This window comes from Sphingomonas tagetis (assembly GCF_024211275.1).
Classification (GTDB): Bacteria; Pseudomonadota; Alphaproteobacteria; order Sphingomonadales; family Sphingomonadaceae; genus Sphingomonas; species Sphingomonas tagetis.
The window spans coordinates 14,129-28,116 of the sequence record NZ_JAMLDX010000032.1 but is presented as its reverse complement, the minus strand read 5'-3'; the positions used below and the strand labels follow the sequence as shown (position 1 = coordinate 28,116).

Here is a 13,988-nt window from a genome sequence, read left to right as displayed (position 1 = left end):
ATCGACGACGACAACGATATGAAGAGGGCCCCGATCGGGGCCCTCTTCATATCGTCAGGCCCGCATCAACAATGGCCTGCTTTTACTCCGCCCCGCTGGCCTGGAATCCGACCGGCGTTGACACATGCGACGCAACAACGCTTCCTGGCATGCAATGTCGGCATCAATGCGGGCCATGGCGTATGCATTTTCGTCCTGCTGCTTGAGATAGGCATCCGCGACGCGTCTGGATGCTGTGCAGATTTCGTCGCGTGTGCCCGTCTTGCGAATGATCTCGAGCTCACGCTTCGCATCCTTGACCGGGTCGCCGCACGCGCAGAGCGCACATAGCGCCATCAGTGTGAGCGGGCGCTTCACGGCAGTTTCCGATCGGCACGAAGAGGGTCTGCCGCCTCAAGCAAGCCGGCCGCCTCTGCCGACCCGATCAGCGCCCGCGCTGCTCCCGTGCCCATCACAGCCCCTTCGCGACATGCGCGGTGTAGAAGGCAGTCAGGTTCGGGATGAACGATCGCTCGATGTCCCTGGCCTCATAGACCTGGGCCCGATCGCTGCCCTCGACCTTTATCGCCAGCGCGCTCGCCGCCATCAGCCGACGGTATTGCTCTACGTCGAGCACCGCGAGGCCGGACTCGATCAAGGGGGTCGTGCAGCCAATGGCGTACTCGCTGCAGTGAACTTCGCCGAAGCGCTGCTCTGCGTTGGTGATCTCGAGCACGATGGGCGCGCCTTCGCCGGTGATGAACGACACCCGCCGCGGCCGGCCGAAAGCATTGAGCGTGCCGATGCTGCTTATCCGCTCGGTGAGGTTGACCAGTGCAAGCGTAAGCAGTTTGACCTTCCCGGTCGTGCGGCTCACGACCACGCCGGGGTTCAGGAACACCCCCTTGCTGTCGATATGCGTGCCGCCGGCGACCGAGCGCTTCGAGATCCGGTTGCCGTCACTCGTCCAGATTGTGCGATCGTCCGCTGAAAACCGGTCATCCGATTGTTTGATGGTAAACTTCGGCGCGCCGAACATTCCGGCGCTTGCCGGCACCGCAAGCGTGACAGCCATGGCGGCAATTACCGCGCACCACCGCATATAAATTCCCCGACTTCGCATCGTGCGTCGCTCCTATGTCCTCTCGGGGCGACGGCCTGAAGCCGGATGTTGGAAACCTGTCCGTAAGAGCAGGCGCATGCGCCTTTACCGTTGCCGGCTGGACATGCGCGCATGCCACCCGGCCTTCAGCATGAGCTGTTGACCGAGTAACTTACGGGAAGGGGTTTCCACGCCCCACCTCCGGGCTTTCACCGAAGGCACGGGCAATTTGCTCGCTACGCGACGCGAAGCAAGTCTATTCGACGCAGTCAGCGATTTGCACGCACCCCTTCTTTCATTCGTCTGCATTCTACGATGCGCTGCCGCAGATGCTCGCCAGTCCGGTCCCCCTTGCGCTGCCATGTCCAGTCAGCGAGAAGTGCAGCGCTCGCCCGAGAGGGCGAGCGGGGCGTAGTAACCCCGCTTGAGACACCTCGGTCACCGATCTTCGGAGGCCGGGTGGCATGCGCGTATGTCCAGCCGGTTCGCCGGTAAAGGCGCATGCGCTCGTTGTCTCAGCGGGTTACTAACATCCGGCTTCGGCCGTCGTCCCGAGAGGTACATAGGGCGACGAGGGGAAGTCGGAACATGCTGACGATGCTGACGCGGATCTGCGAGCGGCTGCAATCGAACGCATATGTCAACGAGGCCGCGATCAGTCACGGCATCGTCACCCCCATTTTGGGTATGCTGGGCTGGGACAGCGCGGATCCCGATCAGCTCGTGCCGGAATACCGCGTCGACAACGGGTTCGTGGATTTTGCGCTGATCGGCCTCAACCGTACGCCAGCAATCTTCATCGAGGTGAAGGGTCGCGGGAAGGCCGCCGACGGCGACCGCCAGCTGTTCAGCTACGCCTTCCATCATGGCGTGCCGCTCTGTGTGCTGACCGATGGCGCGGTCTGGAATTTCTACGTGCCGAGCGGGATCGGCAGCTACGAGGACCGGCGGGTCTACCGCCTGCAGCTCGACGAGCGCACGCCGGCCGAGTGCGAAGAGATCTTCCAGCGCTACCTGTCGCGCGATCGCGTTCGCAGCGGCGAATCTTTTGCTGACGCCCAGCGCGACCATCAAACCGCGATCGGCAGGCGCCAGGCTGCGGCGGTGCTGCCGCGGGCGTGGGCGGAGCTGATCGCCGAGCGCGATGATCGCATTCTGGAAACACTGGCCGAGAAGGTGGAGGCCCTGTCCGGCTATCGTCCCAATGCAGGCGAGGCCGAAGCTTTCCTGGATGCCCTGAAACCCGCACGACCAGCTGCTGAGCCTCGTGCGACTGCTCCGGCGACTGTCCTCCCCTCCCCTTCGGCGCCCGCGCAAGCAACTGACCGGACGGTACACTACACGCTGTTCGACCAGGCGTTTGAGAGCCCCAATGCCAGTCGTGCGCTGGTCGACATTCTCCGCGCGCTTGCCGCACGGGACCCGAGCAGGATTGGTGATCTTGCCGATGCAGTCCGAACCTCACGCATGGCGCACGTCGGTCGTTCGCTGGCCGAGATAAATCCGCGTAAACCGGAGATCGCTCGCGCTGTGGAATTCTCGCCCGGCTGGATGGTCGGCCTGAACATCGATAACCGCACCAAGATGATGATCGTGAGGGCGGCAAGCGACGTGTGGCGGCTCAATATGCCGCGTGACCTGGACATCACCATGCCGAATGGCTGAACAGGGGCTGGTTTGCGCCCCACAATCAGACATTCGACGACGTTCGCCCTAATTCCGACGTTTGTTCATGCAGCAAAGGAATATTCGAAGCTGGGTGGTTACTCGTCACGGCCCTAGAAAGTGTGTGAAGTACCGCGTTCTGCGGTGCGGAAAACTCGACCGGCGCGGCCGTCGATGGGCGAGGCGTGTATGAAGGCTCTATAGAGACTCCACCGGCGCGAAATCGCCGGACCTACTTGATCTTCAGCGCGATAAACTCTGCCCACCTACGATAGCGGTTGTCAGTGCGCAGCGCCGGGTCTGATTTACCGATACGTTCAAGAATCGCAGCGAAATGCTCGTCGAATTGAAGCATCGGGTCTGGTGCGACAAAGGTATCCAGCAACACCAGGCTGGATTCGGCATGCTGCTCGGGATGCGTGGATTCGCTTAATTTGTGGATCAGGTGATAAGTGTAAGCCGGTACGGCGTAAGGGGCGACGGACTCTACCGCCCTCGGAAAAGCCTTGTCCGTCGCAATCGCAGCGAGTGCGAACTGCTCGCTGATCTGGCTGGTTTGCAAGATCGCCTCGCTCGGCCATACTCGTCTGACCCAAGACCAGATTTGGTCCCACCGACTATCGGGCGTGCCATCAATCGGCTCGTCATCGCCCCCCTGATCGTCGCCCGGCTCCGCTTCCAGGTAACCGACGATCCACTCCGCTGCGTCGGCGCGGATATCTTGCGGCATGGACCTAAGCGCATTCCGAACGTCCTCACGTTTCAGTTCGTCGGGGCCAAACGCAATGCCGACCAGCATCAGCGCTTGGGCCACGTTGCGCGCGGCTGCGCCAAAGCGTTGCATCCGGTCGTGCTCAAACAACGGTAGAAAATGCGGCTTGAGCGCGGCCCATAGCTGCGGATCGATGCGCATCTGCCAGGCATAGCCTTGCCACATCGCCATCGCCTCTTCCTCCTGCCGCCACGAGAAAGCGGGGATGAGTGTCTTGGCCGACCAAGCCGGATCAACTGCATACAGATACGAAATGCGGCTGGCGCCGATTACTCGGGCATAGCGGTGCTCTGGCTTTTTCGGGCTCATCAAACGGTTCGCGCGTTCGGTCAACGATCCCAGAGTATCACCCTGTCCCGGGCGCAACGCGTAGATCGCGTTGACGAAGGCTGTCGCCAGAATGCCCATCGAGCGGTTTATCGCCTCGGCGACCCAATCGACGGGAGCGACCTGACCCCGCTCGATGTGATAGTCCGGCTCGAACAATGGTTCGCTACCGGCTGCTTCCAGCGCGCGGTCAAACAGCCGCCAAAAAGACGTCGGCTTCTCCCTGGCGTCCAAGTCTCGGCTTTTTGCCTCGAGAAGATCGGCGGCGCCGCGCACGAATTCCCGATCCTCAAACAAGCTTACCGGTACATCACCAAGAAGGCTCAACACGTGATCGGTGATCAATTCCCCGTTCTTGGCTTCACGAAGCCCGCGCAATCCGGCTTCCCAAGCGTCTGCTGGACCCGGATCATCCGGCGTTTCCGCGAACGCTGACAGCACATTCAAAGCATTTCTGGGCTGCGCGATCGCGAACTGCTTCCAACTATCGAGCAATCCGTCGCGCGCATCCATATCGTTGCGCAAGCGTGCGATCAGGGCAGCCTCGCCCATTTCGGCGAGGTCTTCGACACTGAAGTTCGTGTCAGGTCCCCATCGTGTTTCGAACCAAGAGCTGAAGTGAGCGCGCTCGCCATCCTGCGCGCGCCAATGCGGATATCGCGCCCGAAGCGCTTGCAAGGTTTGGGCAAGTGCCGGCGTCAATGGCGGCTGTCCCACGCGCTCGACGACGATCAATCTGTCGAACACGCGACGGTCGCGTGAGCTTTCACGTTCATCATCCGCGACCTGCTCAAACATTTTAGATGGAGGGCCCGCGATGAGCACGTTGGATAGCGTGTTACGGCCGTCATCGTCGAGCGTGCGCCAGAGGACGCCGAGCATGTCCATCGCTTCCTTCCGCGCGCCCCCGTGCCAGAGGTCCGGGGCGTCAGCCATTAAGCAAGACCTCCAGCTTCTGTTGCGCCGTGAAGTGCGGGCTGGAGGCCATCGCAGCCAAGACCAGCCGGCGAAAGCCGGGGTAGCGAATTTGCCGCCAAAGCGCGATCCAAGCATGGCTTTCAGCAGGGTCGAGTTGCCCATCTACGTGCTGCCAGCCTCGCCAGATTAGATCGTAAAGCCTTGCCCAATGTGCGTGATGCGCGTTTTGCGGATGCGGCTCGATCGACGGTCGTTGCAGCGCTGTTGGATCGCGCGATGAGCTCGCTTGACCAACGATTCCGTAGAGATCGAGTACCTGCTTAAGCACATGGGTCAGAAGGTCGAGATGCCGCGCCCAATAGCTATTTGCGTCCGGCATTGTGTTGATTCTGTCGGCCACGTCGAACGCCCGATCACTGACAAGATCGACTTTGCTGTCAGCGATCGTATTGATCCGCGCAGGATCCACCGCGCTTCCCGACGCCGCGGCATAGCTTTGCGACACCGTGAGGAACGGCTTCAGCATCGCAGCGAGCTCTTGCTTGAACCAGGGTTCATCTCGCTTGGCAGGCGTACCGACCATAAGCCCGTGCATTGCATGCGGTGTGCTCTGGTCCGTTGCCCAATCTCCCTCGCTAGAGACCAACTGCCAAAATGTGCGGTATCCATCGGCGATCGCGGGTGTCGCGTCGAGATGGCGGCGGATTGCACTGCGCAACAACGGATGTGCTCGGCGTCGGCCCTCGAGTTTTTCTACAACCCAATCGACAAGTTTTTGATTTTGCAGATGGGCGCATAGCCAAGGAAGCAATTCGATCGCTGGCGCACTCAACCACGGCAGGCCGCTATTGTTGGCTCGGGACGGGAATAGGGGCTCAATGTGGTAGGCTGGGCTTGTCGGAGGTTCGCGTTCCTCGTCCTTGGCCAGCTTTATATCAGCTTCGTGAGCGGTCTTGGTCTGGCGATCATGCTGTTCGAATTCACGAAGCCATTCCATAGGAGGTAGCGGCGTGACTCCAGCCAGCATCTTGGCACCATGACCTTTGTCATCTGGCCGGCCGCAGACGGCCCAGACCAGGTTGGCGGCGTCGCTCGGTTCCAACGCACTCGGCAAGCGCAAGGCTGTGCCTTCGATCAGCGTACGAATGCTGGAAAGATAGTCTTCGCGCGTTTTCGCCCATTGGATCAACGTCTGCTTGAGCAGCCGGTGATGATAGATCGGTCGATAAAAAATCGGCTCGAGGCGGCGCAGCTGATACGGCTTGGGATCTGGCGTTTTGCTGTCGTTTGGCACGAATAGGTATGCTGGACCACGCTTGCGCCCGGTGCGAGCAAATGCATCTTCGGCAGCAAAGGCGTCTGTCATGTAACGCAGCACCGGGTCGTTAAGGCTGTAGCCGATGAACAAGACGGTAAATTCGGCGAACAGGCGCGCAACGAACCGGGCGGCCCAAGCGTCGGTGAGATAGGCTCGGCCGAAATCGGCACTGGTGAGGACGAGTTGCTGGTTGCCATGGGTGGCAGGCTCAACGCGTCCGTGCAAATAGACGATGCTCCGCCAGCTCGCGAGCCGATCGTTGCGCGGGATCGGAAGGATCGGGGCCGAATGATATTCGACTCCCAGTTTCATATCAGGTCGCGCCTGCTCAAAGAGCAGGTCGAAATTGGTTGTGACAAGCCTCGTACCGTTATTACCGCCGCGGAGCCGTCCAAGTTTCAACAAGGCTTGGTGGAGCGCCAGATCCTTTGGCTTGACCGTGATATCCAGCAGTTCGGCGACCGTGGCACGCATGCGACCGGGGTGGCTTCCCTCGAGTGAACCGAGCATTCGGTCTAGCCAAGACCACTCCTCACCATCGGGGCCGGGCTTGATGGCGCCGCATTCAGTGTAGCAATGATCGACAAGTCCTCTGAAGTCAGGAAGGCCTGCTCCCATCGAAATACCCGCGCCACAGAAAATTACGACGCGATCTTCTTCGAGCTCCTGTACGAGCTTGTCGGGAACGATCGGTCCATTCTTGACGAAACGCGGCATGCCCCTCCGTGTGCCGCCTCCCGGCGGCGATCCCCTTGTCAGTCTTAAATATTTACGCTCCCGGCGCAAAGTTGTTTCGCATCCAATTTGACGTGCGGTGCTCGCGTCGCGGGAAACTACGATCAATTCGAGGGCTCGTACGGGCCCTGTACGCTCGGATCATCGGGGACCGCTTGGATTTCGAGCTGGATCTCGCTGGCTTTCCCGCACTTATTGCATGCGAACGAATTGCCGGGTCTCAGGTGGCCCGCTCCCAATTTGGATCGTACGCAAGTTGGGCGCACCCTGCGGCTCGATAGCTGCGCTGACCCTCAGCAAGTCAGGAGACAAAGCCGCAGGCGGGGTCGGTAGCACGGCCGTGACTTATCGCGCCGCCCAGCGACGCCGCAGCTCTTGCACGCGACTGTCTTTTCCAAGGGATGAGGCTTCAAGGGGATCGAGCACTGCCTCGATGCGATAGGGCCAGAGGCCAGCATCTTCCGGAAGTACGAGGAGCAGAAAATCGACGAACTCCGAAGGAAAACGCTCGAGCAACGACAGCAGTCGCGGACTGTCATAGCTCCACATCGAGGCCATGCCCGGCATCGCCTCGAGCAAGTCCCTCCCTGCCTCGAACATCTGCGGAAACCAGTCATCCGCTCCGACCATGAGGTTCGCGATCGCATCCGCACTCGAGGCGTTTCTTATGGCACGCTGCCGCGGCCACACGTCGCGCAGAAATTCGAGCGCGCGCGGTTTCCAGTCCGCATTATCCCACCAGGTCCGGCACGTGCGCAGCAGCCAGTCGCGCAACTCCTGGTTCATTTCGAGGATAAGCTCGCGCAACTCATCCGAACCGATCGCATCGCCGCTTTCGCGCAGCGGCGTCACCGCCCATCCGCGCAACAGCAAAGCGGCGAGAGGCGATGTTGTCGCACGCGTGCCATCCGCTTCGCGCGCCGCCTCGAGCAAATCGGCGCGCAGCAGCCGGTGAAGATCGACCGAAATCGAATTTGCCCGGAACAGCCCCGACCAAAAAGCGGACCGGTCGTCGCCAAGTCCGTGTCGCCTCGCGAGTAGATGTTCCACGGTCCAGTCCGGCGCACGAAAATTGAGGTATTTGACGTTGGCCAGCGCAGCCACCACCGCATAGCGGCCAATGTCGTCGGCCATTTCAGTGAGCTGCGCGAGGCGGTCAAGCCAGATCTGTGGAAGCGGCCCGCCGTCTGGCGCACCATCGGATGATTCATGCACGGCCAGTTGCGCGAGGCGCCCTGACGGCGAATTGATCGCCTCCATCACCCAATCATGCTCCTTGCTGGACAGCAGGATTCCGGAGCCGGCCTTTCCCGGGTGGACCTCCATTACGTGGAGGAGGCGCTGCCAGATGCGGGCCTCGAGATCCGGAGCAGATCGCGCTAGGTTCTTCTGACTTTTCTCGACCCAAGTGGCTGACGACCGCAATATCTCCGCCAGCCCCTCGTCGGGGAGATCGGCAAGCACGCAGGCGACGGCGACTACCAGCCGCTTCGACGTCGGTTTGCGATCCTCGGCAAGCAGGAAATCTTCCCATAGCCGCGCCGACACCTTTGCCGGGCTTTGGCGCAAGGCGGCGAGCGCGCGGACCGGCTTTTCTTGGGCAAGGCCGCGGAACGGCCGCGCGATCGTCCGCATGTCGATCCGCTGGTGGTCCTGATCCAGCGCGGTTTGCGCGATGGAATCGACAGCAATGCCGAGCAGCGAAGTGAAGCCAAGATCCTCGCCGATCGAATAGGTCCGGGCTTCGGTCGAATCGTCAGCCTCTTCGCCGACACGCGGCGACCATTCGGGGACCAGCGCGCGCATCCGCGCCATTTCGGCGTCGAAGTTGAAGCCGAAGGCACACCCCGCCGCCTGCAGCCAATGGAGCCGCTCCATTGCGTAATATGCAGAGCGCATCTTGAACATCTTGGCGGTCTCGCCCTGATAGGTCGGCGGACCGGCAAGAAGGCGCGCCTCGAGCGCGGCGCGGTCCGGTTCGGGCAGCTCGGGCCACCGGCGCGCCAGCACGTGCAACAGGTCGCGCTGGTGCTCGCGCTCCCAGAACGCTTCGTCGCCGATTTGCGCGACCAACTGTGCTGCGTCCTTGCCCGAGAGCAGCCCGGGCGCCCCTGCCGCCCATATTAGCGTCCGGACGAAGACGGCATCTTCGTGTTGCGACCACCGCGGCAGCTCGGAGCGCACGCGCTCTGGCTCGGTCGCCACCAACCGATCGAGTATCGCGATCCAGAGACGGAAGAGCCCCGTCAGGTCATCGCCCACGTTGGAAAGATCGTCACCGTCGGGAGCGCTGGCGGGCGTGAAGGGACCGAGCATATAGATTGCGGACCGCGCCTCTATCTCCAGCGCCACTGTTCGCTCGAGAACATGCGAGAGCTCGTACATGAAGGTCGCGAGCAGGTCGGGCGGCACCTCCAGCGGCACGTCGGACGCGGGATATTTGATCTCCAGATTGAGAATGTCGCCCAAGCTATCGTGGGTGGGCGGCGCCCCGCGCGACCAGGATCGGCCGACGCGTATGCGCGGGCAGCGCAATTCCGCGAACCTGCGGATAAGCGCGGGCGACCAGCCCTCGACTTTGACGATATCGGCGAGCCCGTAGAATTCCATGCCATGGGCGTCGGACCGATCGTCGAAGCTCGCGAGAAGCGCGCGCCAACCCTTCCGGACCGATGGGCTGAACCGGGCCGCATCATGCTCGAGTGCGCGCGACAATGCCTGGACGATGCCGGGATGAAGGCCTTGCTTTCCCGCCGCCCACCACAAGGCCACGGGTTCATGCGCGACCTGTACCAGCCAGCCACCGAGATAGCTCACGCGTTCGGCGAGTGGCGCGACGACTTGGCCAAGGCTTCCCTGCAACTGCGCCTGCCGGTCTGCATCGGAAGCGAGGAGATCGGCCTTGGTCGGCGCGAATAGGTTGCGCGCGTCAGCCGGCATTTCGCGGCTCTTGTAGCGGTCCTTGGGGTCGAACGCCGGAGGGGCATTATCGGTATCGAGACCCCAGACGGCGAACGGATCGAACACGATGCTGTCGTCCTCGAGGCTGACTGCTCCGGGGGTTCGGTACCGCGTCTCCGGATCGAAAACGCACAGCCATTCCGCCGGAAAGGCCGCGCCGGCTCCCGCGATCCGCTTCGCGCCTGCAGGCGAGGTCGCAAGATGCGCGATCGTGCCGCGCTCATAGGGCGACATTTGGCGCGGGCCGGCGCCCGCACGTGCGATCTGATCGCTGTGCCATCTGAGCGGATCGCGGGCGCGCCCGGCCCAAGCGTCGATCGTGTCCCACAAGGCTCGGTACTGGTGCGCTGGGTCGAAGCTGATCGGCCGGACCCCCTTATGTTCCCACATCGCGTTGGCGAACGCGTCGTCGCCGGCTTGGAGCGCATACATTGGCTGGAATGCAGCAGATTTCGCATTCAGTGCCTCGAGGAGATATTGGACCGGGGGGTCGTTCGCGGTGTAACCGACAAAGACGATCTGATACCGCTCCATCAGCGCCCGGATGAAGCGGGTGGCCCAGCCATCGGATAGATAGGCGCGTCCGAAATCCGAACTCGAGAGCACGAACTCATCATCGGCCGGCGCTGTGGCTTGTTCGTTGATGCGCCCGTGGAGATGGATTATGCCGGAAAACTTGGTCGAGCTCCTCGGATTGGGAAGCTCAGGGGGGCCGTGCGACGCGATTGCAGGATCGCAGGCTTCGAAGAGCCGGTCGAAATTGGTCGTCACCAGCCTAACGACATCGTCGGTGCCGCGCGCAAGGTCGATCAGAGCGCGGTGCGCGGACGGATCGTCGAATTTGGGAACAAGGCTGGCGGCGACGGCCCTGCGGACGCTCGCCGTGTCGAACTCCTGCTCGAGCAAGGAAAACGCCCGATCAGCAGGGATCAGGCCCTCGACGCCATTGACCTTGATCGATCGCGATGCGGCAATCACTGCTCGCGCGCGACTATTGGCCGAGGCGCGAAGATGCTCGAGGACGGCGTCCGCTAGCCCATAGAAGTCAGGCAGGCCGGCCTTTGCCAGAGAAACCCCCGATCCGCAGAAGAAGATCACTTGGCCCTCGTCGCGGGCCGTCAGCAATTCGTCAGGAATGTTGGGACCATGTTCGACAAAGCGCATCCGCCGAGCTTAGCCAAATATGCCGGGGTCCGCCACGCGCTGCCCGAAGCTCGGGCCCCGAGCCGAGGTGGCGGCCCAGCGCACGCAACCTAGGCCTTGAGAGGTCGAATGGCACGCTACCGAATTCCTATGGGTTTCTAAGGCCTCCTCGATATCTGGCCTCTGTCAGCATGTTCCGTCCGCCCTCCCGAAACCTATGCAGGACGGCAGACACTGGGCGCGAGACCACCTCGTCTTGATAACGTAGCGTGACCGGCCGGACATAGAAGTCGGTCCGATGAATCATAAGGGACCTAAGCGGCAGCCAGCCGGCCTCCCCAAGGTTGCCGATGAGTCCTCGCCGCAGAGCGTTGGTCACAATGTCGGCTAGTTCGAGGCCCGGCTCCGGGTCGCTTGAGAAGCGGAAGCTCTCGCGGAAGATTAGCTGGAGATCGAACCCTGGGCTTTCTCCGCCGAGGACGTCTGGCGCCGCCCCCTGAAGGTAGTCGGGAACGCTGTCGAACATGAAACGGCGGAAGTGGCGGTAATCGCCGCCGCGAAGCATGTTTGCCGGTCGCCTCAGAGATATGGCCTGGAGCCAGACAACTAGGGTGTTAGCCCACCAATCCTCCCAATCGGTGACGAGTCCCTTGGCCTTCGCATCCACGACCCAATGGAACTTCGCCAGCTCCTTTGGATACCGCTGGCAGTGGTAGAGAATTGTCTCCTCCAACACCCGATGGAGCAGGTCGAGCGTCACCGTCATTTGGCAGTAGAGCTGAGGCGAAAAGGTACCCATGCGCCGCTGAAGGTCCGCGATGTTGGCTCGCAACTCCTCGGGGTGCCCGTTGGCAAGATTGGCCGCGATGGCCTGTACGCCGTCTTGGCGGTGCTTCTCGACCTCCTCGCCGGTGTGCTCGCCGGTGTCGATCATGGAGGCGCAGAAAATCCCTTCGTTGCGGCGCAGTAGGTCGATGACGGCCGCGACCTGGGCCTCAGTGAGCAAGCTGCCTTTCACCTCGCCTTTTCGTTTGGGCAGGTTGGCTCGCAGCCGCGTGTAGTTTCTGAACAGCTTGGGAAGACGGTGCGAGGCCAAAACGAGGGCGCCTTGCACCGAGATAGACGACTGACCGCTGCCAATCGCGCTGAAGGTGCCGGACTCGTCTAGAAAGATATGCACTCGTACGGTTTACAGGGTTCGTGGCGCTTGGGCGAGCGTCGAGCGACAGCATCGGGCGACGTCTTCTCAGCTCCAAGTGCTTGTTCGCCTCTGTTCCGCCCGCATGGAGCTGATTGCGAGCCTTTCTCCGAGGTGTTGGCATGGGCCGACAGACCCGATGCCCGAACGCCGCTGAGGCTCCCGCGCCTATGTCGGCTTTGTTTCCGGGATGGTCGAAAATACATCGGTCAGCAATCGGCCCAAGTCCTGAAATTGGCCTTTCCGCCCTCATGCTGACAACCTGGTGCCCCCTGGTCAGCACACCCGCCCGTCACAGCAATGCTGCACGGTTGGCATCGCTGCGCTCGGATACACCGTCACGGATGGGGGCGCTGACTTGCTCTTTGACGAGCGCGATGGCGAGCGCGAGGTGATCAAGCTGCGCATGTTCTCGACCGTGCAACGCGTTGATGGCGGGCCTGTCGAAGACGCGCCCCGCGTTTGATCCCGACGCCGACAGCTACCGCGCGCATTTCTCCTCCCAGCGTCTCGAGGAATACGCGGCGTCTCGCGTGATCGATCCGAACGAAACCGACGATCAGCGCTACGAGCGCGAGCAACGCGTGACGTGGCCCCCGCCTTTCATCCAGCGGCAGCCAGAGACCGACCGGTGTTGTCGCGCATGAGCGCAGGCGAAGCAACGGGCGGGGTTAACCCCGCCCGTTGCTGTTCGAGTTCGGCGGCGAACGCCGCCGGTGTGGCGTAACCGAGCGAGGAGTGCGGCCGCTCGGTGTTATAATCATCGACCCAGCGCGCGAGGATCGCGCGGGCCTGACCGATCGTGAAGAACAATGTCTCGTTGAGCAGCTCGTCGCGCATGCGACCGTTGAAGCTCTCGACAAACCCGTTCTGCGTCGGCTTGCCTGGCGCGATATAGTGCCACTCGACGCCGACATCGCCGGACCAGGCGAGCACTGCGTTCGAGGTGAGTTCGGTCCCGTTGTCGCTAACGATCATCTTGGGCGCACCACGCCTAGCGATCAGATCGCCCAGTTCGCGAACCACACGCCGACCCGAGATCGACGTGTCGAGCACCGCCGCCAGGCACTCGCGCGTAACGTCGTCGACGATGTTGAGGATGCGGAACCGCCGGCCCGTGGCGAGCTGATCGTGGACGAAGTCCAGGCTCCAGCGCTGGTTGGGCAGCGCCAACATCGGCGCAGGCGCCCGCGCACCAACGGCACGCTTCCGTCCCTTCCTGCGCCGCACTGTCAGACCCTCTTCGCGATACAGCCGCTGAGTCTTCTTACGGTTGACGATAATGCCGTCCCGGCGAAGCAGGATGTGCAGCCGCCGGTAGCCAAACCGCCGGCGCTGCTGCGCCAACTCACATAATCTCGACCGCAGGTCGCCATCATCCGCTCGGCACGAGCGATACCGCATGCTCGTGCGGTCCGCCCCGACGACAGCACACGCCCGCCGCTCGCTCATCCCCAACGTCGCCTGGAGATGCGCGACTGCTTGCCGCTTCGCGGCGGGCGCTACCATTTTTTTGACAGCAGATCCTTCAGACCCGCATTGTCGAGCATCGTGTCTGCGAGCAGCCGCTTGAGCCGTGCGTTCTCCTCCTCCAGCGCCCGAAGCCGCTTCGCGTCGGATACCTCCAACCCGCCATACTTGGCCTTCCACGCGTAGTAGGTCGCGCTCGACATGCCGTGCTTGCGGCACAGCTCCGTCACCACTGCACCCGCCTCGGCCTCCTTCAGGATGCCGATAATCTGCTCTTCCGAAAACTGCTTCCGCTTCATCTGTCCGTCCCTTCGAGGGGCCGGTCTCTAGTTCCAACTGGATGAAGAAACGGGGGTCACGTCACGCGAAGAGAAAGAGTTCGGATGGTTCCATCCGTTCG

9 protein-coding genes are annotated in these 13,988 nt (G+C 62.1%); 2 read left to right on the top strand and 7 right to left on the bottom strand.

Annotated elements, in window-relative coordinates:
* Positions 1-54: 54 nt before the first annotated feature.
* Positions 55-357: a hypothetical protein gene (locus tag M9978_RS22260; protein ID WP_254297244.1), complete on the bottom strand. Its 303-nt coding sequence runs from the start codon at positions 355-357 to the stop codon at positions 55-57.
* A gap of 94 nt (positions 358-451) precedes the next feature.
* Complete coding sequence (locus M9978_RS22255) at positions 452-1,054, bottom strand: hypothetical protein (protein ID WP_254297243.1); 603 nt, start codon at positions 1,052-1,054, stop codon at positions 452-454.
* A gap of 615 nt (positions 1,055-1,669) precedes the next feature.
* Here M9978_RS22255 and M9978_RS22250 point away from each other — a divergent pair.
* The gene (locus tag M9978_RS22250; RefSeq protein WP_254297242.1) at positions 1,670-2,746 is read left to right on the top strand and encodes a hypothetical protein; all 1,077 of its coding nucleotides are present in this window, start codon (positions 1,670-1,672) and stop codon (positions 2,744-2,746) included.
* Positions 2,747-2,978: 232 nt separating this feature from the next.
* Here M9978_RS22250 and M9978_RS22245 read toward each other — a convergent pair whose 3' ends face one another.
* The 4 genes from M9978_RS22245 to M9978_RS22230 all read right to left on the bottom strand — a co-directional run bounded on the left by M9978_RS22245 (position 2,979) and on the right by M9978_RS22230 (position 12,100).
* Positions 2,979-4,781: a hypothetical protein gene (locus tag M9978_RS22245; RefSeq protein WP_254297241.1), complete on the bottom strand. Its 1,803-nt coding sequence runs from the start codon at positions 4,779-4,781 to the stop codon at positions 2,979-2,981.
* Positions 4,774-6,798, bottom strand: coding sequence for an SIR2 family protein (locus tag M9978_RS22240; RefSeq protein WP_254297240.1), 2,025 nt, complete (start codon positions 6,796-6,798; stop codon positions 4,774-4,776). The genes M9978_RS22245 and M9978_RS22240 overlap by 8 nt, the downstream gene beginning before the upstream one ends.
* Positions 6,799-7,161: 363 nt before the next feature.
* Positions 7,162-10,548: an SIR2 family protein gene (locus M9978_RS22235; RefSeq protein ID WP_254297239.1), complete on the bottom strand. Its 3,387-nt coding sequence runs from the start codon at positions 10,546-10,548 to the stop codon at positions 7,162-7,164.
* A gap of 520 nt (positions 10,549-11,068) precedes the next feature.
* Positions 11,069-12,100 (bottom strand): hypothetical protein, encoded by a 1,032-nt coding sequence (locus M9978_RS22230; protein ID WP_254297238.1) that lies wholly within the window; start codon positions 12,098-12,100, stop codon positions 11,069-11,071.
* A gap of 449 nt (positions 12,101-12,549) precedes the next feature.
* On the opposite strand from M9978_RS22230, the gene M9978_RS22225 reads away from it, so the two are divergent.
* Positions 12,550-12,765: a hypothetical protein gene (locus tag M9978_RS22225; protein WP_254297236.1), complete on the top strand. Its 216-nt coding sequence runs from the start codon at positions 12,550-12,552 to the stop codon at positions 12,763-12,765.
* Here the strand turns inward: M9978_RS22225 and M9978_RS22220 are convergent.
* Positions 12,722-13,887 (bottom strand): IS3 family transposase gene (locus M9978_RS22220; protein ID WP_254297214.1). Its coding sequence is split into 2 segments (ribosomal slippage): positions 12,722-13,635 and positions 13,635-13,887, totalling 1,167 coding nucleotides; the frame shifts between segments, so codons are not numbered across the junction. The two genes, M9978_RS22225 and M9978_RS22220, sit on opposite strands and share 44 nt — an antisense overlap.
* Positions 13,888-13,988 lie beyond the last annotated feature (101 nt).